Raw genomic sequence first — 20,011 nt, forward strand, 5'->3', positions numbered from 1 at the left:
CGCTGCACCCTGGCATCACCGCGCCGCGACGCCACCTCGGCGTTTGAGTTTCGGACGCGGCGTCGCCGCACCAGCACGAGGTATCCATGCCGTCCCTGCACGACCCGATCCGCATCGGCGCCATCGAGGCGAAGAACCGGATCTTCATGGCCCCGCTCACCCGCGGCCGCGCCACCCGCGAGCACGTGCCGACCCCGATCATGGCCGAGTATTACGCCCAGCGCGCCGGCGCCGGGCTGATCCTCACGGAGGCCACCGGCATCTCTCAAGAAGGGCTGGGCTGGCCGTTCGCGCCGGGGATCTGGTCCGACGCGCAGGTCGATGCCTGGCGGCCGATCGTGAAGGCCGTGCACGACCGGGGCGGCAAGATCGTCTGCCAGATCTGGCATATGGGCCGGCTGGTCCACCCGGACTTCCTCGGCGGCGAGAAGCCGGTCTCGGCCTCGCCCATCGTAGCCCCGGACCAGGCGCACACCTATTCCGGAAAGAAGCCCTATGCCGAGCCGCGCGCGCTGGAGGTCTCCGAGATCCCGCGACTGCTCGCCGACTACGAGCGCGCCACCGCCAACGCCCTGGCGGCCGGCTTCGACGGGGTGCAGATCCACGCCGCGAACGGGTACCTGATCGACGAGTTCCTGCGCGACGGCAGCAACCACCGCACCGACCCGTACGGCGGCGCGATCGAGAACCGCGTGCGGCTGCTGCGCGAGGTGACCGATGCGGTGGCCGGCGTCGCCGGGCCGGAGCGCACCGGAGTGCGCCTGTCGCCCAACGGCGCGATCCAGGGCACCAACGATTCGAACCCGGAGCCCCTGTTCGTGGCCGCCGCCCAGGCGCTCGCCGACAGCGGCATCGCCTTCCTGGAGATGCGCGAGCCCGGCCCGGACGGGACCTTCGGCAAGGCCGACCACCCGCCGATCGCCCCGGCGATGCGCAAGGTGTTCCGCAACCCGATGATCCTCAACGCCGATTACGACGGGGTCAGCGGCCAGAAGGTGCTGGATGCGGGCGAGGCCGACGCGATCGCGTTCGGCCGGACCTTCATCGCCAACCCGGACCTGGTCGAGCGCATCGCCAAGGGCGCCCCGCTCGCCAAGGACGAGGCCGCGACCTGGTACAGCCAGGGGCCGCAGGGCTACACCGACTACCCGACGCTCGGCGAAGCCCGCGCCGCCTGATCGGCTTCAACGCGGTGCCGAGGCCTGCGCGACGGGCCCCGGCACTGACGGGCCCCGGCACTGTGGAAATCGCATGCGGAATGGGCGGCCGCCCGACAGCCCGTCACGGCGGCCGTGAAAACCTTAATCACCGGCCACGCCTATGCATCCGCCCGTCGCGCGCCTATGTGAGCGCGAGACCATGGATGTGCCGCCCCCCAATCCGCGCGCGGATCTCGAACCGACCGACCGGCGCTGGAGCAGAGCGGACCGGCTGGCGGAACTGCACGACCTCGCCATCCTCGATACCGAGCCGGAGCCGCTCTACGACGACCTCGTCCGCATCGCCGCCCATGTCTGCCGGGCGCCGGTGGCCCTGGTCAGCCTGGTCGACGCCGAGCGGCAATGGTTCAAGTCGGAATTCGGCCTCGGCCAGCGCGAACTGCCGATCGACTGCTCGGTCTGCGCCCACACGATCGAGGCCGGCGACTGCCTGATCATCCCGGATCTCGCCGACGACCCGCGCACCATCGACAACCCGCTGGTAACCGGCGGGCCGGGCTTCCGCTTCTACGCGGGGGCGGTGATCCGGGGCGCGCAGGGCATCCCGCTCGGGGCGCTCTGCGTCCTCGACCGGACGCCCCGGCCCGAGGGGCTCGACGCCGACCAGGCCGCGACGCTCACCGCCCTGGCGCGCCAGATCTCGACCTTGCTCGAGAACCGCCGGACCCACGCCCAGGTCGCCGCCCGGGAGGCCGAGATCGCCGCCAGCGAGCGTCGCTTCCGGGTGATGACGTCGGCGATGCCCCAGATGGTCTGGACCACCCTGCCGGACGGGTTCCACGACTACTACAACGACCGCTGGTACGAATTCACCGGCATGCCGTACGGCTCCACCGACGGCGAGGGCTGGAACGACGTGTTCCATCCGGACGACCAGGAGCGGGCCTGGACCCGCTGGCGCCATTCCCTCGAGACCGGCGAGCCCTACGAGATCGAGTACCGCCTGCGCCACCGCGACGGCGCCTACCGGTGGACGCTGGGCCGGGCCATGCCGATCCGCGACGCGGAGGGGCGGATCGAGCGCTGGTTCGGGACCTGCACCGACATCGACGACCTGAAGCAGGCCGAGGCCGAGGCGCGCAAGCTCGCCGCCATCGTGGAGACCTCCAAGGACTTCATCGGCCTCTTCACCCTGGACGGCGCCGTCACCCATCTCAACGAGGCCGCCGTGGCGCTGGTCGGGCTGCCCGACCTCGCCGCCGCCCGCCGGCACCGGATGGAGGATTTCTTCGGCGACGACAGCCGCCGGGTGCTGGCCGGGACGGTGATGCCGGCGGTTCGCCGGACCGGATACTGGGAGGGCGAACTGGCCTTCCGGCATTTCGGCACGGGCGAGCCGGTGGCGGTGCTCTACAACATCTTCCCGGTGCGCGACCCGACCGGGGCCGAGATCGGCTACGCCACCGTGACCCGGGACCTGCGCGAGGCCAAGCGCGCCGAGGAGGCCCGCGACCTGCTGATCCGCGAGCTGTCCCACCGGATCAAGAACATCTTCGCGGTGGTGGGCGGCCTGGCGGCGCTCACCGCCCGGAGCGACCCGGCGGCCAAGCCGTTCGCGGCGGCCTTCCGGGAGCGGCTCGGCGCGCTCGCCCGGGCCCACGAATACGTCCGGCCCCATTCCCCCGACAGCGCCCCCGAAGTCGAGGGCCAGACCGTGCTCGGGCTGATGCGCCTGATCATGGCCGCCTACGAGGAGGACGGCCGGGCGCGGGTCGCGATCTCCGGGGACGATGCCGAGATCGGCGAGCGCACCGCCACCGCGCTCGCGCTGATCATGCACGAGCAGGCCACCAACGCGATGAAGTATGGCGGGCTCTCCACCAAGGCGGGCGGCGTCACGCTGAGCGGCCTGCGCGACGGCGCCCGCTACACCCTGACCTGGGCCGAGTCCGGCGGCCCTCCGGTGACGCAAAAGCCCTCCCGGAAGGGGTTCGGCACCGTGCTGGCCGAGCGCAGCGTCGCGGGCCAGCTCGACGGCGTGCTGGAGCACGATTGGGCGCCGGGCGGGCTGCTGATGCGGCTCAGCATGCCGCTGGCCAACCTCCGGCACTGAGATGGCGCGCAGCCCCGGCGGGGCCGGGCCCGCGCTCGTGGTGCTCGATTTCGACGGCACCCTCGCGGACAGCTTCGGCTGGTTCTGCTCGGTCCTGAACGGCGTCGCCGACCGCTACCGGTTCCGCCGGGTCGAGGCCCACGAGGTCGAGGCGCTGCGGCTGCAGGGCGCGCGGGCGATCGTGGCCCATCTCGGCATCCCGCGCTGGAAGCTGCCCTTCATCGCCCGGCACATGCACGCGCTGGCCGCCCGCGACGCCGGTGCGATCGCGCTGTTTCCCGAGGTGCCGGCGATGCTGGCCGACCTCGCGGCGGCGGGGGTGCCCCTGGCGATCCTGTCGTCGAACCGCGCCGACACCGTCCGCCGGGTGCTCGGCCCCGAGAACGCGGCCCGGATCGACGCCTATGCCTGCGGCGCCTCGCTGTTCGGCAAGGCCCGGCGGCTGCGGGCGCTGCTGGCCCACCGGAAGGTCGCGCCGGAGCGGGCCCTGTGCATCGGCGACGAGGTCCGCGACCTGGAGGCGGCCCGGGCGCTCGGCTGCCCGTTCGGCGCGGTGGCCTGGGGCTACACCGACGCGGCCGCGCTGGCGGCGCTCCGGCCGGAATACCTGTTCGCCGAGCCGGCGGACATCGCCCGGCTGGTGCGACGACGCGAATTGGTCTGAGACAAGTCAGGGTTTCAAAAGGTCCGCGACCTTTTGCGGGTCGAGCGCAGAGCCCCGCTCCGGGTGCTGAGGGGCTCCGCCCCCGAACCCCGCCAAAGGGCAGAGCCCTTTGGAAACCCCTACCGGTCGATCACAGGCCGCGGTTGGCGCCCGGGACGACGCTGGTGCCCTTGCCGGAGCCGAACGGCTCGTAGCGGGTCAGGCCGCGGAACAGCTGGCTGAGGAACGCGCGGTCGGCGCCGCTGGTCGGCGTGGTGCGCTCGATGAAGTCGAACACCCGGCCGTCCTGGAGGCCGTAGAGCGCTACCCGCTCCACCTTGAAGCCGGGGGTGAAGTAGACCGCCGTGACCTTCTGGTCCTCGACCTGCTCGCCCAGGAACATGATCGTCCGGCTGGTGTTCTGCGAGATGTAGTACCAGGACTTGTTGCCCACCGTGGAGACCGTCGACGGCGTGCCGAGGATCTGCAGCACCTGCTCGGGGGCCATGCCGGGCTTGATCGTGGCGAGCGCCGCCTGGTCGATCTGGTAGCCGTGGCGGAGCTCTTCGCCGACGCAGCCGGCGAGGCCGGCGCCCGCGAGGCCGATCAGGGCGAGGCGCGCAAAGGACTGGACGAGACGGCGCCGCATCGGGCCCCCAGAGAGCGTGTTGACGGACGAGCGACGCAGGCCGCCGCCGGTCCATGTCTCCGACGGCGCTTGCGCCTTGGGCGTGGGTTGCCGTACCGCGGGGATATGGCTTTGACAAGGCAAGCTTGGCCACACGCAGGCCGCCAACGCACCCGTGCTCCCTCCTGCGGGGGAGGGTGGGCCTGGCGTCAGCGAGGGTCGGGAGAGGGGAGCGCCGTGGCCGGAGACGTCGCGACGGGACCCACAAGCTGCGCTGTCGCGCTGCCCCTTTCCCCCTGCTGCGCAGAGGGGCTACGGGCGACATAGGTTTCGACCGTAGCCGTGATCATGCCGTGGGCGCAGAAGGCGCGGGTCCCCTCTCCCGTGCGGGAGAGGGACAGGGTGAGGGATACGACCTCTCCGGAAGGCCCTGGTCCCTCACCCCAACCCTCTCCCGCACGGGAGAGGGGGCGCGGCGCAGCCTGCAACAACGCTTGTGCTTCAAACCTGTGTAGACCGTAGGCTAGAGGGGGGAGGGAGAGGCGCGTGTCGGCTTTGTTCTTGGCATCCTGCAAGCCCGCGAGGCATCCATGATCGCCGCGCTGTTCCGGCGCGATGGCGCGCGCCGCCGCGCCGTCGAGGGGCTGCACGCGGCCATCAGCCTGGCGGCGCGCCGGCCGGGCCTCTACACGGGGCTCGCGGTGCCCGACACCGTGGAGGGCCGGTTCGAGGCCCTGTGCCTGCACGTGATCCTGGTTCTGCGCCGGCTGAACCGGTTGCCGGCCCCGGCGGCCGACGTGGCGCAGGACCTGGTCAACGCGGTCTTCACCCAGCTCGACGCCGCTTTGCGCGAACTCGGCGTCGGCGATATGGGCGTCGGCAAGCGGATGAAGAAACTCGGTGCCGCCTTCTACGGCCGGGCCACGGGCTACGATGCCGCGCTCGACGCCCGCGACGACGCGGCCCTGCGGGCGGTGCTCGCCCGCAACGTGCTCGGCGGGGAGGGCGACGCGGCGGGCCTCGCCGCCTACGTGCTGGCGGCCGATGCGGCCCTGGCCGGGGCCGACCTCGACGGGCTGCTCGGTGCCGGGCCGCCCTTTCCGGAGCCGGACGCGTTCGCGCCGGCCCCGACCGGAGACAGGACATGAGACACCGTACGGGCCCGGAGAGCGGGCCGCTTTCGCGCTGGGTCAACGTCGAGCGCCTGCCGCAGGGACGGGGCGCCGTCACCGTCGAGGCGAGCCAGGCCGAGTGCGACGCGCTCGCGGCCGACTTCAAGATCCCCGCCATCCGCGACCTGGTCGGCCGTTTCGACATCTCGGGCTCCACCAACCGGATGACCGTGACCGGCACGGTCGAGGCCGTGGTGACGCAGGTCTGCACCGTCAGCCTCGAGCCGTTCGAGGGCCCGGTCCGCGAGCCGGTGGAGGTCGTGTACACCGACACCGACCAGCTCGCCGGCACCGACGCCGAGGACGTCGAGGTGCCCGACCCGCTGGTCGGCGGCCGGATCGATTTCGGCGCGCTCACGGCCGAGTTCCTGGCGCTGGGCCTCGATCCCTATCCGCGCAAGCCCGGCATCGCGTTCGAGCCCGTGGTGGCGGGCGAGGATGCCGGCCCCTTCGACGCGTTGCGCCGGCTCCGCGACGGGGAGGGGTGAGGCGGACCGGCCTGGCGCTGTCAGCAGTCGGGTCGCTGCGCGAGAGGGACGAATCGGGCGTTCGGTTTCCACCAAGAGGAATCTCCAATCCAATCCCCTCATCCTGAGGGGCCGGAGCGCAGCGGAGGCCTCGAAGGAGCCCTCCAGCCGGCCGCGCGATCCCTGGAGATCTCCTTCGAGGCTCGCTGCGCTCGTACCTCAGGATGAGGAGGGTGGACGGGATCGCTCGCAGAAGCAGAAGCCCCCGCAGAGCCCCAGCCCGGCCCGCCCCGAAACAATTGCCTGACCCGTCCGGCCCGATTTCATTTGCCCGGCGGGCCTGTATCGCTATGGTCCGGCGCGCCCGGCGGGCGGCCCTCGTCCGTCCCGCCGCCGTTCCCGCCGCCGTTCCCCCTGCCGAGACCGCGACCCGCAAAGACATGTCCCAACGCGTGTGCATCTCGCTCGACGCCATGGGCGGCGACCACGGGCCCTCGACCGTCGTGCCCGGCGCCGCCCTGGCCCGCGAGCGCCATCCCGACATGACCTTCCTGCTGTTCGGCGACGAGGCGGTGATCGCCCCGCTGGTCGCCAAGGAACCGCGGCTGAAGGACTGCGTCGAGATCCGCCACACCACCGTGGCCGTGGCCATGGACGACAAGCCCAGCCAGGCGGTGCGCCAGGGCCGGGGCAAGTCCTCGATGTGGCAGGCGATCCAGGCGGTGCGGGACGGGCAGGCCGACGCCTGCGTGTCGGCCGGCAACACCGGCGCCCTGATGGCGATGTCGAAGATCTGCCTCAAGACCATGTCGGGCATCGAGCGCCCGGCGATCGCGTGCCTGTGGCCCACCGTGCGCGGCGAGAGCGTCGTGCTCGACGTCGGCGCCACCATCGGCACCGATGCCGAGCACCTGGTCGAGATGGCCGTGATGGGCTCGGCCATGGCCCGCATCGTGTTCGACCTCGACAAGCCGACCGTGGGCCTGCTCAACGTCGGCACCGAGGAGATGAAGGGCAACGAGGCGGTCAAGGAAGCCGCGCGGCTGCTGCGCGAGATGGAGAGCACGCGGCTCACCTATCACGGCTTCGTCGAGGGCACGGACCTCGGGCGCGGCACCGTCGACGTGGTCGTGACGGAAGGTTTCACGGGAAACATCGCGCTCAAGACCGCCGAGGGCACCGCCAAGCAGATCGGCAGCTACCTGCGCTCGGCCATGACCCGCACGCTCTCGGCCAAGATCGGCGCGCTGTTCGCCCGGCAGGCGTTCAAGGCCCTGAAGGACAAGATGAACCCGAGCCGTGCCAACGGCGGCGTGTTCCTCGGCCTGGAGGGCATCGTCATCAAGAGCCACGGCTCGGAGAACGCGCAAGGGTTCGCCGCCGCGATCGACCTGGCCCACGACATGGCCCGCCACGACATGATCCGCACGATCCGCGAGATGCTCGACCAGACGGCGGTCCTGGCGCCGGCGTGATGTTTTTGCCTTTGGCCGTGGCGTGTCCCACGACGCTCGAACCTCCTCCCCGTCATTCCGGGGCGCCGCAGGCGAGCCCGGAACCCAGAACCGCCGACGCTGCAAGACCTTGATCTGTCGGCGGCTCTGGATTTCAGGTTCCTCTGCGCGGCGCCGGAATGACAGGGTGATCAGGAGTCTCGAGGTCGCTCCTCCGATCACCGAACGTGGCCGGGGCGGCCCTGGACGACCTGCGATCGCGCGGGTGGCCAGCCCGCTGTCCGCGCGCTTACCGCGGAGGTCGGATCCCTATCTCGGCTCCGCGTGTTCAAACGGATAGGATTCGGACGTTCGGGGCGACACACCTGAGAAGTGTGAAGCCGGCGGCGTCCGGGAAGGAAAGCGATGTCAGCCCTCCGCACAGAGTCTCCGCAGGCGCCGCGCTCGGTGGTGGTCGGGACCGGGTCGAGCCTGCCCGCGCAGGTCGTGACCAACGCCGCCCTGACCGAGCGGGTCGACACCTCGGACGAATGGATCGTCCAGCGCACCGGCATCCGCCAGCGCCACATCGCCGACGCGAGCGAGACCACCGCGGTGCTCGGCGCCCGGGCCGCGCAGGCCGCCCTGGACGATGCCGGCCTCACCGCCGACGACATCGACCTCGTGATCTGCGCGACCTCGACGCCGGACCACACCTTCCCGGCCACCGCCACCGAGATCCAGGCGGCGCTCGGCATCCATCGGGGCGCAGCCTTCGACCTGCAGGCGGTCTGCGCCGGCTTCGTGTTCGCGGTCTCCACGGCCGACAAGTTCCTGACCACCGGCTCGGCCCGCCGGGCCCTGGTGATCGGGGCGGAGACGTTCTCGCGCATCGTCGACTGGGAGGACCGCACCACCTGCGTGCTGTTCGGCGACGGCGCCGGGGCGGTGGTGCTGGAGGCGCGGGCCGATGCGGGCGAGCGCGGCGTCCTCTGCGCCAGCCTGCGCTCGGACGGGCGGCACCGGGACAAGCTCTACGTCGATGGCGGGCCGGGCTCCACCGGGACCACCGGGCACCTGCGCATGGAGGGCCGCGAGGTGTTCCGGTTCGCGGTCGGGCAGGTCGCCGACGTGATCGCGGACGCGTTCGCGCAGGCCGGCGTCACGGCCGCCGACCTTGACTGGTTCGTGCCGCACCAGGCCAACCGCCGGATCATCGAGGCCTCGGCCGACAAGCTCGGGATCGCCCGGGAGAAGATCGTCCTGACCGTGGACCGCCACGGCAACACCTCGGCCGCCTCGATCCCCCTGGCCCTCGACGTGGCGCGGCGGGACGGCCGCATCCAGCCCGGCGACCTCGTGATGATCGAGGCGATCGGGGGCGGCTTCAGCTGGGGGGCGGCGCTGATCCGCTGGTGACGCGGCACGGCCTCAGGTGGCCCTCGCCCGGCGCCGAAGCCGGCGGCCGCAATCCGCCGGACGGCGCCGTGCCAATTCATCCGCCCCGCGCGGTTGACCGGGCGGCGGACGCCGATTAGCGTGCCGGATCATAGGGATACACCGGCAGCCCACGGCGCGGCGCAGTTCGTCGCGCCCGTGGGCTGCCGGATGAGAACAGCAGGCGAGGGGACACGGCATGGCAGGCAAGACGGTGACGCGCGCCGACTTGAGCGAGGCCGTCTACCACCAGGTGGGCCTGTCGCGGACGGAATCCGCCGCCCTGGTCGAGACCGTGCTGTCGGAGATCTGCGGCTGCCTGGCGGGGGGCGAGACGGTCAAGCTGTCCTCGTTCGGCTCCTTCGTGGTGCGCAGCAAGGGCAAGCGCGTCGGCCGCAACCCCAAGACCGGCGTCGAGGTGGCGATCGAACCCCGCCAGGTGATGGTGTTCAAGCCCTCCAACGTCCTCAAGGCCAAGATCAACGGCCAGGCGCTCAACGGGCTGGACAAGCACGACGAGGACGATTGAGCGCCTGGATGGAGGCCCCCTGCGACAGGGGTGACGCCCTTTCCCTCCCCTCACGGCGGGGGAGTGCGACGGCGAGCGGCAAACATTATCGCCTCAACTCCCGGTAAGGCTTGAGCCCGGCCCCGCGGGCCGGCAAGATCGACGCCGCCCCGCGCCGCATCAGATAGCCATGCCCCCAGCCCTCGCCGCCGACATGTCCCTCGAACCGATGGCTGAGAAGAGCGCCGGCGCCTTCCGGACCATCAGCGAGGTCTCCGAGGAACTCGACGTGCCCCAGCACGTCCTGCGGTTCTGGGAGACGCGATTCGGACAGATCCGCCCGGTGAAGCGGGCCGGCGGCCGGCGCTACTACCGGCCGCAGGACATCGAGCTGGTGGCCGGCATCCGGCAGCTCCTGTACGTGCAGCGCTACACCATCGCGGGCGCGCAGCGGGTGCTCAAGGAGAACGGCATCCGCTTCGTCCAGGCGGTCGGCCGCGGCGAGGCCCGGGCGGCCGAGCCCCGGATCCAGGAGGTCGAGGACGCCCCCGAGGCCACCATGCAGGACCTCGCCGACACCCCCGACCGGGCGGCCCTGCGGGACGTGCTCGACGACCTGCAGGCCTGCCGCGCGCTGCTCGACGCCCTGCGCCGGCCCTACGACCGCGACGTGTAGCGTTCCCGCGGTATCTCGCCCATCGGTTGAGAATGCCGCGCATGCATCTTGCGGATGGGGCGGACCTTCCGGCCCCAAACCGCGTTGTTGCCCGCATGGCCGTGCCAAAACCCAAGCTGTCTCCCAGCCAGGAACTGATGGCCCGCATCATGCGGATCGTCCGCACCTGCCCGGAGGCCGCCTCCGAAGTCCTCGAACTGATGTTCCTGGTGAGCCAGATCGAGGCCGCCACCAACGTCGACCGGGAGTACCGGGACGCCAAGCGGGTGATCAGCCGCCTGCGCAACCCCCTGTGGGAGATGGGCCCGCCCGACCGGGAGAAGCTGCTCGCCGCCGCCGAGACGATCCGCCGGGTCTGCCGCCTGCCCGAGGACCAGATCCCGCCGGTGCCGCTCGCCGATGCCGGCGAGCGCGCCCGGGTCGAGGCAAGGCTCGCCGCGGCGCTCGCCGGCGAGTTCGACGCCGCGCAGATCGCCCGGGTCACGGGCGTCGTCGCCGCGGTGCTGCAGGAATAGGACCGGTTCCGGAAAAGATTCGGCCGGACGCGCGATGCCCGGGGCGGGCATCGCGCGCAAAAACCCTCGACGGCCGTGCTCCGCGTCCCCACATGACCCCTCGACCGATGGCAGGGGAACCGGACATCCGGCCCCGGATCGGCACCGGAGTGACGCCGCCATGACCGCCCTACGTCCGCTCGCCGCGCTGCTCGCAGGCGGCCTGATCCTCGCCGGGACGGCGCAGGTCCCGGCCTTCGCCCAGACCACCGTGACCCGCTCCAAGACGGTGGCGCCCGGCAAGACCGTGCGGCTCGAGATCGCCCCGAACCTCAAGAAGGACTGCACCCCCGGCCCGATGCCGGAGTTCAAGGTCTCGGGCGCGCCCAAGAACGGTTCCGTGATCACCAAGGTCGGCAAGCTGAAGACCCCGGCGAGCTATCGCTGCCCCAACAAGGAGGCGGCCGTGCAGGCTTTGTTCTACCAGCCCAACGGCGGCTTCACCGGCGCCGACGAGGTGACGTTCGAGGTCAAGGGCGCCGACGGCCAAGTCCAGACTCACAACATCAAGATCACTGTGGGGGGCTCTGGATCAAAATCCGGCGACGATGCCAAGAAAGAAGGCACGGATCTCTAAGCAGAGGCAGGAAACCCTGGCGCGTGCATAGTTTTTCATCCTAAAATGCCCGCTCGAAGGAGATCGAAATCAACGTTGGAGCACGTCGAGGCCGGGTTTTGGCCAGACGAGTGTTGCAAGCAATCGACAGGCCCGCGGCGCGTTCGCCGCGCTGCGACAAAAGCGGGCCTGTCGGTTGCATCCGAGCCGAGACAGGATGAAGCTGTCAGGGTCTGAGAGGGTTATCGAATGTCGATGCATGCGACGAACGACCTTTTCCAGAGCTTCGCCCGAGGGTACGAGGCCCGCCGCGATACGGAGATGACGCTCTCCGAGTATCTCGAGGCCTGCCGCGACGAGCCGCTGATGTATGCCTCGGCCGCCGAGCGCATCCTGTCGGCGATCGGTGAACCGGAATTCGTGGACACCGCCAAGGATTCGCGCCTCGGCCGGATCTTCATGAACCGGACGATTCGCACCTACCCGGCGTTCCGTGAATTCTACGGGATGGAGGAGACGATCGAGCGGATCGTCTCGTTCTTCCGCCACGCCGCGCAGGGGCTGGAGGAACGCAAGCAGATCCTCTACCTGCTGGGCCCGGTCGGCGGCGGCAAGTCGTCGCTGGCCGAGCGCCTGAAGGCCCTGATGGAGGTCCACCCGGTCTACGTGCTCAAGGCCGGGGACGAGGTCTCGCCGGTGTTCGAGAGCCCGCTCGGGCTGTTCGATCCCGAGACGATGGGCGACGAGATCCAGAAGCGCTACGGCGTCCCGCGCCGGCGGCTCACCGGGCTGATGAGCCCCTGGGCGCTCAAGCGCCTCGACGAGTTCAACGGCGACATCTCGCGCTTCACGGTGATCAAGGTCCGGCCGTCGCGGCTGCGTCAGATCGCCATCGCCAAAACCGAGCCGGGCGACGAGAACAACCAGGACATCTCCTCGCTGGTCGGCAAGGTCGACATCCGCCGGCTGGAGACCCTGTCCCAGGCGGATCCCGACGCCTACTCCTACTCGGGCGGCCTCAACCGGGCGAACCAGGGCGTCCTCGAATTCGTCGAGATGTTCAAGGCGCCGATCAAGATGCTGCACCCCCTGCTCACCGCGACGCAGGAGGGCAACTACGTCGGCACCGAGAACATCGGCGCGATCCCGTTCACCGGCATCATCCTGGCGCACTCGAACGAATCCGAGTGGCAGACCTTCAAGACCAACAAGAACAACGAGGCCTTCATCGATCGCATCTACGTGATCAAGGTCCCGTACTGCCTCCGGGTCGCGGAGGAGCAGCACATCTACGAGAAGCTGATCTCCGGCTCGGAACTCTCGGACGCGGCCTGCGCCCCCGGCACCCTGGAGATGCTGGCCCGGTTCTCGGTCCTGTCGCGCCTGCGCGAGCACGCCAATTCCAACGTGTTCTCGAAGATGCGGGTCTACGACGGCGAATCGCTCCGCGAGGTCGATCCCCGCGCCCGCTCGATGCAGGAATACAAGGACACCGCCGGCGTCGACGAGGGCATGGACGGGATCTCGACCCGCTTCGCCTTCAAGGTGCTGGCCGCCACCTTCAACCACGACACCACCGAGGTCTCGGCCGACCCGGTGCACCTGATGTACGTGCTGGAGCAGTCGCTGCGCCGGGAGCAGCTGCCGCCCGAGACCGAGAAGAAGTACCTGGAGTTCATCAAGACCGAGCTGGCCCCGCGCTACGCGGAGTTCATCGGCCACGAGATCCAGAAGGCCTACCTCGAATCCTACCATGATTACGGCCAGAACCTGTTCGATCGCTACATCGACTACGCCGACGCCTGGATCGAGGATCAGGACTTCAAGGACGCCGAGACCGGCCAGTTGCTGAACCGCGAATTGCTGAACCAGGAACTGACCAAGATCGAAAAGCCCGCCGGGATCGCCAACCCGAAGGACTTCCGCAACGAGGTGGTCAAGTTCGCCCTGCGCTCGCGCGCCCAGCACGGGGGCCGCAACCCGAGCTGGACCAGCTACGAGAAGCTGCGCGAGGTCATCGAGCGGCGGATGTTCTCCCAGGTGGAGGAGCTGCTGCCGGTGATCTCCTTCGGCTCGAAGAAGGACGGCGACACCGAGAAGAAGCACGGCGAGTTCGTCGAGCGCATGGTGGCGCGCGGCTACACCGAGCGGCAGGTCCGCCGCTTGGTGGAATGGTACATGCGGGTGAAGCAGGCCGGCTGAGGGGCGAGGGGCCCGGCGGGGGCGACTCCGACCGGGCCCGGTTTCGACCCTCCGCCGCCACAGTTTCGGACGACCGGCCGGCGAGGCTCTCGGGCCTGCTGCGAAAGAGGGATCCATCCCTCCCTGAACAGCATGGTACGACACGGGGCCCGACCCGGCCGGAACACGCGGACGAGGGTTTTCGCAGCGTATGCACATCGTCGACCGACGCCTGAATCCAGGGGGCAAGAGCCTCCCCAACCGGCAGCGCTTCCTGCGCCGCGTGAAGGACGTGGCCCAGCGCGCCGTGCGCGAATCCGCCCGCGAGAAGGACATCAAGGATCTCGGCAAGGACGGCCGGGTGAGCGTGCCCGCCGACGGCGTGCGCGAGCCGCGGTTCTCCCGCCAGCCCGGCACCGGCCTGCAGGACCACATCCTGCCGGGCAACAAGACCTACGTGGAGGGCGACACGATCGAGCGGCCCCCGGGCGGCGGTCGCGGCTCCGGCGAGGGCGGGGAGGGCGGCGAGAACAGCGAGGACGCGTTCCGCTTCGTGCTCACCCGCGAGGAGTTTCTGGAACTCTTCCTCGAGGATCTGGAGCTTCCGGATCTGGCCAAGCGGCGCCTCGCGGTGGTCGAGACCGAGGGGCTGCGCCGGGCCGGCTACACGGTGACCGGCTCGCCCGCCAACCTCGCCCTGACCCGCACCCTGCGCAACTCGATGTCGCGGCGGATCGCCCTCAAGCGCCCCAAGCCCGAGGAGGTCGCGGCGCTGGAGGCCCAGCTCGCGGGGATGCGCGACTCGGACCCGGGCCGGCCGGACGTGGAACGCGCGCTGCTGAAGTTGCGCGAGCGCGCCAAGCGCATCCCGTATGTCGATCCGATCGACCTGCGCTTCCGCCGGTTCGAACCCTATCCGCGGCCGATCGCGCAGGCGGTGATGTTCTGCCTGATGGACGTGTCCGGCTCGATGACCGAGCACATGAAGGACCTGGCCAAGCGGTTCTACATCCTGCTCCACATCTTCCTGACCCGCCGCTACCGGCACGTGGAGATCGTGTTCATCCGCCACACCGACCGGGCCACCGAGGTGGACGAGGAGACCTTCTTCGGCTCCCGGGAGACCGGCGGCACGCTGGTGTCGTCGGCGCTGGTGGAGATGAAGCGGGTCATCGCCGAGCGCTACGACCCGAACGACTGGAACATCTACGCCGCCCAGGCCTCGGACGGCGACAACGTCTCCTCCGACGGCCCGACCTCGACGGAGCTGCTGCGGGCCCACATCCTGCCGGCCTGCCAGCACTTCGCCTACCTGGAGGTCGGCGACGAGAACGGCCCCCGGGCCGGCTTCGTGGAGCACCGCACCACCCTGTGGCGGACCTACGAGGCGATCGCCAAGGCGGGCGGCCCGATCGCCATGCGCAAGGTCAACCACCGGCGGGAGATCTACCCGGTCTTCCGCGAGCTGTTCGGCCGCAAGGACGCACGGGCCGAGGCGGAGGCGTGAGGATGGCCCGCGCCGCGTCTCCCTCCCCCCTCTGCGGAGGAGGGTGGCCCCCGAAGGGGGTCGGGAGAGGGGAGCCCGGTTTCAGGCGCGGGCGCAGCTTTCGTGTGGGCTGGAGCTTAGTTCTTCACCGTCGCTCCCCTCTCCCGACCCCTGCTGACGCAGGGGCCACCCTCCCCCGCAGAGGGGGGAGGGAGTTTCCGTCCCGCGGGTATACGCGACACAGTCGGATCGAACGGGAGGCCGCATGACGCTCGTCAAGGCACGGACGCCCCAGACAATCTCCGGCGGCCAAAAGCCCCTGTTCACCGGCAACGACTGGGACTTCGACACGATCCGGCGCATCCACGACGCCTGCGAGGGCATCGCCGGGCCGGAACTCGGGCTGTCTTGGTATCCGAACCAGATCGAGATCATCACGGCCGAGCAGATGCTCGACGCCTACGCGTCGATCGGCATGCCGCTGTTCTACAAGCACTGGTCGTTCGGCAAGCACTTCGCCCAGCACGAGGCCGGCTACCGGCGCGGCCTGATGGGGCTCGCCTACGAGATCGTCATCAACTCGGACCCGTGCATCTCCTACGTGATGGAGGAGAACACGGCGACGATGCAGACCCTGGTGATCGCGCACGCCGCCTTCGGCCACAACCACTTCTTCAAGAACAACTATCTGTTCCGGCAGTGGACGGACGCGGAAGGCATCCTGGATTACCTGGACTTTGCGAAAAGCTTCATCGCCCGCTGCGAGGAGCGCTACGGCCACCAGGCGGTGGAGCAGGTGCTCGACGCCGCCCACGCGCTGATGAGCCAGGGCGTCCACCGCTACCCGCGCAAGAAGCGGCCGGACCTCGCCTCCGAGCAGCGCCGCGAGCGCGAGCGGGTCGAGCACGGCGAGCAGATCTACAACGACCTGTGGCGGACCCTGCCGCAGAAGACCGGCGCGGTGCGGCCGGACCTGGCCGCCGAGCGGCGCAAGGCCCTGCTCGAACTGCCGCAGGAGAATATTCTTTACTTTCTGGAGAAGGTCGCGCCGCGGCTGCGCCCCTGGCAGCGCGAGATCCTGCGCATCGTCCGGCTGGTGGCGCAGTACTTCTACCCGCAGCGCCAGACCAAGGTGATGAACGAGGGCTGCGCGACCTACAGCCACTACCGGATCATGAATTCCCTGTCCGAGAAGGGGCTGATCACCGAGGCCGCCTACCTCGAATTCCTGCAATCGCACACCAACGTGATCCGGCAGCCGAACTACGACGACCGCTCCTATGGCGGCCACAACCCGTACGCGATCGGCTTCGCGATGATGCAGGACATCGCCCGCATCGTGGAGCAGCCCACGGCGGAGGACCGGGAGTGGTTCCCCGACATCGCCGGCACCGGCGACCCCATGGCGGTGCTGCGGGATTGCTGGGCGAACTACCGCGACGAGAGCTTCATCCAGCAGTTCCTGTCGCCCAAGCTGATGCGCGACCTGCGCCTGTTCCACGTGGTCGACGACCCCGACGAGCCGGAATTGCGGGTCGAGGCGATCCACGACGAGCGCGGCTACCGCAAGATGCGCCGCTCCTTCGCCCGCCAGTACGACGTCGCCTGGCTCGACCCGGATATCGAGGTGGTGGACGTGGACCTCGAAGGCGACCGCCGCCTGATCCTGCACCACAAGGCGATCAACAAGATCACCCTGCAGAAGGACGACGCCAAAAGGGTGCTCCAGCACCTCGCCGACCTGTGGGGCTACGACGTGGTGCTCAAGGAGGTCGAGCCCGCCACCGGGACGGTGCTGGGCGAGATCGGCGCCAGCGCGCGGCCGATCTTCTTTTGACCAGGGGACCCGCTGCCATCGCGTGCATGCCTCTTGGCGGCACAGCAACGGTGGCTCGAAGAGTGATCGTCCAAAGGCCTACAGCTCGCACTGCCGGTTAAACATCCACTTTGTCATCCCGGGGCCGCGTAGCGGAACCCGGGATCCATAACCGCCGACAGTTCCAAGGTCCTGCACCGACAGCGGATCTGGATTCCGGGCTCGCCTGCGGCGCCCCGGAATGACAAGGCGGTTCATTCTGAACTGTTTTAACAGGCACGCTGAAGTAGATCGGGCTCGCCGCGACGTCAGGTGGATTTAGCGTCCTGACTGGATTGCCCCAGCCCCCCAAGCCATGCTGCAAGCAGGCATGAGCGCCCCGATCCTCACCCTCGAAGAGACCAAAAATTTCCTCGACCGGGAATTCCCGCAGATGCAGGCGGGCGGCCGGGCCTTCCATCTCGAGGCGGTGGGGCCGCTCACGGCGCGGATGCGGATGGAGGGGCAGGAGCGCTTCCTGCGGCCGGGGGGCACGGTGTCGGGGCCGGCCATGATGGCGCTGGCCGATTACGCGCTCTACGCGGCGATCCTCGCCCAGATCGGCCCGGTCGCGTTGGCGGTGACCACGAGCCTGACCTTCAACTTCCTGCGCAAGCCCGCCCCGGGGGACCTTGTGGCCGAATGCCGCCTGCTCAAGCTCGGGCGGCGGCTGGCGGTGGGCGAGGTCGGGATCACCGCGCCAGGCGGCGACGCCCTCGTCTGCCACGCCACCGGCACCTACGCGATCCCGCCCGAACGCAGTTAGGCGCCCGGCCGCGCCTCCGTGAGCCGGGCCGCGTAGCGGGCGATCAGATCGACCTCCAGGTTCAGCGCGTCGCCGGTGCGCCGCGCACCCCAGGTGGTGACCTGGAGGGTGTGGGGGATCAGCAGCACCGAGAAGACGTCGCCGTCCACGCTGTTCACCGTGAGCGAGGTGCCGTCGAGGCAGACCGAGCCCTTCTCGGCGATGAAGCGCGCGAGGCCCGCCGGGGCGCGCAGGGTGAAGCGGTCGCTCGGCCCCCAGGCGCCGGCGGTGACGCTCTCCCGTTCCAAAATCTCGGCGACGCCGTCGACATGGCCGGTGACCAGGTGGCCGCCGAGTTCGTCGCCGATCTTCAGGGACCGTTCCAGGTTGATGCGCGCGCCCGCCGTCCAGCGGCCGACCGTGGTGCGGGCCAGGGTCTCGGCGGCCGCGTCCACCGCGAAGACGCAGCCGCCGTCGGCCGGCTCCACCGAGACCGCGGTCAGGCACGGGCCCGAGCACGCGATCGAGGCGCCGAGCGCGATGGTGGCCGGGTCGTAGGAGGCGCGGATCGCGATCCGCCGCAGGTCGCCTTCGCCCGCGATCGAGACGATGGTGCCGACGTCGCTGACGAGACCGGTGAACATGGATTACGACATCCTCTCGTAGGTGGCGGCCTCGTCGGGGCCGAGCTGCAGCCGCTCGGCCAGCCTGAATGCGTCGCTCGCCAAGGCGACGGTCAGATCCGGGCCGAGCGCCTTCAGGCCGCCCGCCGGGCCGAGTTCGGCCGGTCCCGTGACCAGCGTGCAGGCCTCGATCAGATCGGCCCGCGCCAGGGCGTCGGCAAGGCGCGGGCCGCCCTCGCTGCACAGCCGCGTCAAACCGCGCTCCCCGAGATGCGCCAGCGCGGTCGGCAGCTCGACGCGGCCGGTGACATCCGCGGGCAGGATGGCGATCTCGACGCCCAGCGCCTCCAGGGCCCGGCGGGCGTGGGCGGGGGCCGAGCGGGTGGTGAGGACCAGGGTGGCGGTGTCCCGGGCGGTCCGGGCCAGCACGCTGGCGGGCGAGAGCATCAGGTGCGAATCGACCACGATCCGCAGGGGCGAGCGGGCGCCGAGGCCCGGCAGCCGCACCGTCAGGGACGGGTCGTCCGCCCGGGCGGTGCCGATGCCGATCAGGATCGCGTCGGCATGCGCCCGCCAGAGATGCACCGCGCCGTCGGCCACCGGGCCGGTGATCCGCAGGCGCTCCGGGCCGGCGCCCGCGCAGAAGCCGTCGCGGGTGCGGGCGAGCTTGAGGTGCACGGCGGGCCGGCCGCGGGTGACCCGGGTGATGTGGCCGATATGGTCGCGGGCCGCGAGATCCCGCATCAGCCCAGTCTCGACCGCGACGCCGGCGGCCCGCAGCCGCGCGTGGCCGCGCCCGGCCACCCGGGCGTCCGGATCCTCGATGGCGCTGACCACCCGGGCGATCCCGGCGGCCAGGATGGCGTCGGTGCAGGGCGGCGTGCGGCCGTGATGCGAGCACGGCTCCAGGGTAACGTAGAGGGTCGCGCCTCGTGCGGCGGCGCCGGCCTCGGCGAGGGCCAGGGGCTCGCCGTGCGGACGGCCCCCCGGCGCCGTCGCCCCGGTCCCGAGGATCCGGTCGGTGCCGGGCTCGACCACGACGGCGCCCACCGACGGGTTCGGCCAGGTGGTGCCGAGCCCGCGCCGGCCGAGCGCCAGGGCGAGGCGCATGAAGGTCGCGTCGTCGCTCATGGCCGGGCGGCCCGGCGGCGGGGCGGGGCGTCGGGCTCTTCAGGCTCCTCCGGCGGGGAACCCGGCCCGGCCCCCACGGTGAGCAGGCCGTCGCCCAGGGTCCCGAGCAGGTCCTCGAAATCCTTGGCCTCGCGAAAATTCTTGTAGACCGAGGCGAAGCGCACGTAGGCGACGTCGTCGAGGCCTTTGAGCCCCGCCATCACCAATTCGCCGATCGCCTCGGAGGTCACCTCGGGCTCGCCGGCGCTCTCGAGCTGCCGGGTGATGCCGCTGACCAGCCGCTCGATCCGGTCGGGCTCGACGGCGCGCTTGCGCAGGGCCACGTCGATCGAGCGCTGCAGCTTGTCCCGGTCGAACGGCACGCGCTTGCCCGAGCGCTTGAGCACCACGACCTCGCGCAGCTGCACCCGCTCGAAGGTGGTGAAGCGGCCGGCGCAATCCGGGCAGACCCGGCGGCGCCGGATCGCGGCGCCGTCCTCGGAGGGCCGCGAATCCTTCACCTGCGTCTCGGAGCCGCCGCAATAGGGACACCGCATGGGATCTGCACTCGACGCATGGAAACGGGCGGGGAGCGGGGGGGGGCGCGTGGGGCGGGGCGGCGTGCGGCACCGCGTCGGTATGCGGCGCAGCCTCGGCGGCAGCC

At 70.5% G+C, this 20,011-nt stretch carries 19 protein-coding genes; 15 read left to right on the top strand and 4 right to left on the bottom strand.

Annotated elements, in window-relative coordinates; all coding sequences use genetic code 11:
• Positions 1-86 precede the first annotated feature (86 nt).
• From MFF40_RS17000 to MFF40_RS17010, 3 genes are all read left to right on the top strand, one after another.
• Positions 87-1,178, top strand: coding sequence for an alkene reductase (locus MFF40_RS17000; RefSeq protein WP_147855207.1), 1,092 nt, complete (start codon positions 87-89; stop codon positions 1,176-1,178).
• A 181-nt stretch (positions 1,179-1,359) separates the two neighbouring features.
• Positions 1,360-3,273: a PAS domain S-box protein gene (locus MFF40_RS17005; protein ID WP_147855206.1), complete on the top strand. Its 1,914-nt coding sequence runs from the start codon at positions 1,360-1,362 to the stop codon at positions 3,271-3,273.
• Position 3,274: 1 nt separating this feature from the next.
• Positions 3,275-3,937: an HAD hydrolase-like protein gene (locus tag MFF40_RS17010; protein ID WP_238261459.1), complete on the top strand. Its 663-nt coding sequence runs from the start codon at positions 3,275-3,277 to the stop codon at positions 3,935-3,937.
• Between the two features lie 130 nt (positions 3,938-4,067).
• Here MFF40_RS17010 and MFF40_RS17015 read toward each other — a convergent pair whose 3' ends face one another.
• Positions 4,068-4,565: an outer membrane protein assembly factor BamE gene (locus tag MFF40_RS17015; protein ID WP_147857231.1), complete on the bottom strand. Its 498-nt coding sequence runs from the start codon at positions 4,563-4,565 to the stop codon at positions 4,068-4,070.
• A gap of 569 nt (positions 4,566-5,134) precedes the next feature.
• Between MFF40_RS17015 and MFF40_RS17020 the strand changes: the two genes are divergently transcribed.
• The 12 genes from MFF40_RS17020 to MFF40_RS17075 all read left to right on the top strand — a co-directional run bounded on the left by MFF40_RS17020 (position 5,135) and on the right by MFF40_RS17075 (position 17,635).
• Complete coding sequence (locus tag MFF40_RS17020) at positions 5,135-5,692, top strand: ubiquinol-cytochrome C chaperone family protein (protein WP_238261461.1); 558 nt, start codon at positions 5,135-5,137, stop codon at positions 5,690-5,692.
• Positions 5,689-6,204, top strand: coding sequence for a YceD family protein (locus tag MFF40_RS17025; protein ID WP_238261464.1), 516 nt, complete (start codon positions 5,689-5,691; stop codon positions 6,202-6,204). Before MFF40_RS17020 ends, MFF40_RS17025 begins: the two co-directional genes overlap by 4 nt.
• A 419-nt stretch (positions 6,205-6,623) precedes the next feature.
• A complete protein-coding gene (plsX, locus tag MFF40_RS17030; RefSeq protein ID WP_147857119.1) occupies positions 6,624-7,658 on the top strand; it encodes a phosphate acyltransferase PlsX in 1,035 nt (344 codons plus the stop codon).
• A 384-nt stretch (positions 7,659-8,042) separates the two neighbouring features.
• A complete protein-coding gene (locus MFF40_RS17035) occupies positions 8,043-9,035 on the top strand; it encodes a beta-ketoacyl-ACP synthase III (RefSeq protein ID WP_147898965.1) in 993 nt (330 codons plus the stop codon).
• Between the two features lie 217 nt (positions 9,036-9,252).
• On the top strand, positions 9,253-9,582 hold the full coding sequence (locus MFF40_RS17040; RefSeq protein WP_147898964.1) for an integration host factor subunit alpha: 330 nt from the start codon (positions 9,253-9,255) through the stop codon (positions 9,580-9,582).
• A gap of 169 nt (positions 9,583-9,751) precedes the next feature.
• The gene (locus MFF40_RS17045) at positions 9,752-10,237 is read left to right on the top strand and encodes a MerR family transcriptional regulator (RefSeq protein ID WP_238261466.1); all 486 of its coding nucleotides are present in this window, start codon (positions 9,752-9,754) and stop codon (positions 10,235-10,237) included.
• A 95-nt stretch (positions 10,238-10,332) separates the two neighbouring features.
• A complete protein-coding gene (locus tag MFF40_RS17050; protein ID WP_147898962.1) occupies positions 10,333-10,752 on the top strand; it encodes a hypothetical protein in 420 nt (139 codons plus the stop codon).
• A 160-nt stretch (positions 10,753-10,912) separates the two neighbouring features.
• A complete protein-coding gene (locus tag MFF40_RS17055; RefSeq protein ID WP_238261468.1) occupies positions 10,913-11,368 on the top strand; it encodes a 4-aminobutyrate aminotransferase in 456 nt (151 codons plus the stop codon).
• Positions 11,369-11,596: 228 nt separating this feature from the next.
• The gene (locus MFF40_RS17060) at positions 11,597-13,549 is read left to right on the top strand and encodes a PrkA family serine protein kinase (RefSeq protein ID WP_147898960.1); all 1,953 of its coding nucleotides are present in this window, start codon (positions 11,597-11,599) and stop codon (positions 13,547-13,549) included.
• A 190-nt stretch (positions 13,550-13,739) separates the two neighbouring features.
• The gene (locus tag MFF40_RS17065; protein WP_238261470.1) at positions 13,740-15,035 is read left to right on the top strand and encodes a YeaH/YhbH family protein; all 1,296 of its coding nucleotides are present in this window, start codon (positions 13,740-13,742) and stop codon (positions 15,033-15,035) included.
• A 244-nt stretch (positions 15,036-15,279) separates the two neighbouring features.
• Positions 15,280-16,851 (top strand): SpoVR family protein, encoded by a 1,572-nt coding sequence (locus tag MFF40_RS17070; protein ID WP_147854844.1) that lies wholly within the window; start codon positions 15,280-15,282, stop codon positions 16,849-16,851.
• 349 nt (positions 16,852-17,200) lie between these two features.
• Entirely contained in the window at positions 17,201-17,635 is a 435-nt protein-coding gene (locus MFF40_RS17075) for a PaaI family thioesterase (protein WP_147854843.1), read from the top strand.
• Here MFF40_RS17075 and MFF40_RS17080 read toward each other — a convergent pair.
• The 3 genes from MFF40_RS17080 to nrdR are packed head-to-tail and all read right to left on the bottom strand — an operon-like array spanning position 17,632 to position 19,904.
• Positions 17,632-18,258 (bottom strand): riboflavin synthase, encoded by a 627-nt coding sequence (locus tag MFF40_RS17080; RefSeq protein ID WP_238261472.1) that lies wholly within the window; start codon positions 18,256-18,258, stop codon positions 17,632-17,634. The two genes, MFF40_RS17075 and MFF40_RS17080, sit on opposite strands and share 4 nt — an antisense overlap.
• A gap of 3 nt (positions 18,259-18,261) precedes the next feature.
• Positions 18,262-19,368: a bifunctional diaminohydroxyphosphoribosylaminopyrimidine deaminase/5-amino-6-(5-phosphoribosylamino)uracil reductase RibD gene (ribD, locus tag MFF40_RS17085; RefSeq protein ID WP_238261473.1), complete on the bottom strand. Its 1,107-nt coding sequence runs from the start codon at positions 19,366-19,368 to the stop codon at positions 18,262-18,264.
• Positions 19,365-19,904 (bottom strand): transcriptional regulator NrdR, encoded by a 540-nt coding sequence (gene nrdR / locus MFF40_RS17090; RefSeq protein WP_238261475.1) that lies wholly within the window; start codon positions 19,902-19,904, stop codon positions 19,365-19,367. The genes ribD and nrdR overlap by 4 nt, the downstream gene beginning before the upstream one ends.
• Positions 19,905-20,011: the final 107 nt, after the last annotated feature.

Origin of the sequence: Methylobacterium mesophilicum, assembly GCF_022179445.1 — a bacterium.
GTDB lineage: Bacteria > Pseudomonadota > Alphaproteobacteria > Rhizobiales > Beijerinckiaceae > Methylobacterium > Methylobacterium mesophilicum.

Coding starts and splice junctions, on each gene's coding strand:
- MFF40_RS17040 (WP_147898964.1), top strand. CDS start 9,253: ATGGCAGGCAAGACGGTGACGCGCGCCGACTTGAGCGAGGCCGTCTAC.
- MFF40_RS17020 (WP_238261461.1), top strand. CDS start 5,135: ATGATCGCCGCGCTGTTCCGGCGCGATGGCGCGCGCCGCCGCGCCGTC.
- MFF40_RS17015 (WP_147857231.1), bottom strand. CDS start 4,565: ATGCGGCGCCGTCTCGTCCAGTCCTTTGCGCGCCTCGCCCTGATCGGC.
- MFF40_RS17075 (WP_147854843.1), top strand. CDS start 17,201: ATGAGCGCCCCGATCCTCACCCTCGAAGAGACCAAAAATTTCCTCGAC.
- MFF40_RS17065 (WP_238261470.1), top strand. CDS start 13,740: ATGCACATCGTCGACCGACGCCTGAATCCAGGGGGCAAGAGCCTCCCC.
- MFF40_RS17080 (WP_238261472.1), bottom strand. CDS start 18,258: ATGTTCACCGGTCTCGTCAGCGACGTCGGCACCATCGTCTCGATCGCG.
- MFF40_RS17060 (WP_147898960.1), top strand. CDS start 11,597: ATGTCGATGCATGCGACGAACGACCTTTTCCAGAGCTTCGCCCGAGGG.
- MFF40_RS17070 (WP_147854844.1), top strand. CDS start 15,280: ATGACGCTCGTCAAGGCACGGACGCCCCAGACAATCTCCGGCGGCCAA.
- ribD (WP_238261473.1), bottom strand. CDS start 19,368: ATGAGCGACGACGCGACCTTCATGCGCCTCGCCCTGGCGCTCGGCCGG.
- MFF40_RS17000 (WP_147855207.1), top strand. CDS start 87: ATGCCGTCCCTGCACGACCCGATCCGCATCGGCGCCATCGAGGCGAAG.
- plsX (WP_147857119.1), top strand. CDS start 6,624: ATGTCCCAACGCGTGTGCATCTCGCTCGACGCCATGGGCGGCGACCAC.
- nrdR (WP_238261475.1), bottom strand. CDS start 19,904: ATGCGGTGTCCCTATTGCGGCGGCTCCGAGACGCAGGTGAAGGATTCG.
- MFF40_RS17050 (WP_147898962.1), top strand. CDS start 10,333: ATGGCCGTGCCAAAACCCAAGCTGTCTCCCAGCCAGGAACTGATGGCC.
- MFF40_RS17010 (WP_238261459.1), top strand. CDS start 3,275: ATGGCGCGCAGCCCCGGCGGGGCCGGGCCCGCGCTCGTGGTGCTCGAT.
- MFF40_RS17055 (WP_238261468.1), top strand. CDS start 10,913: ATGACCGCCCTACGTCCGCTCGCCGCGCTGCTCGCAGGCGGCCTGATC.
- MFF40_RS17035 (WP_147898965.1), top strand. CDS start 8,043: ATGTCAGCCCTCCGCACAGAGTCTCCGCAGGCGCCGCGCTCGGTGGTG.
- MFF40_RS17045 (WP_238261466.1), top strand. CDS start 9,752: ATGCCCCCAGCCCTCGCCGCCGACATGTCCCTCGAACCGATGGCTGAG.
- MFF40_RS17025 (WP_238261464.1), top strand. CDS start 5,689: ATGAGACACCGTACGGGCCCGGAGAGCGGGCCGCTTTCGCGCTGGGTC.
- MFF40_RS17005 (WP_147855206.1), top strand. CDS start 1,360: ATGGATGTGCCGCCCCCCAATCCGCGCGCGGATCTCGAACCGACCGAC.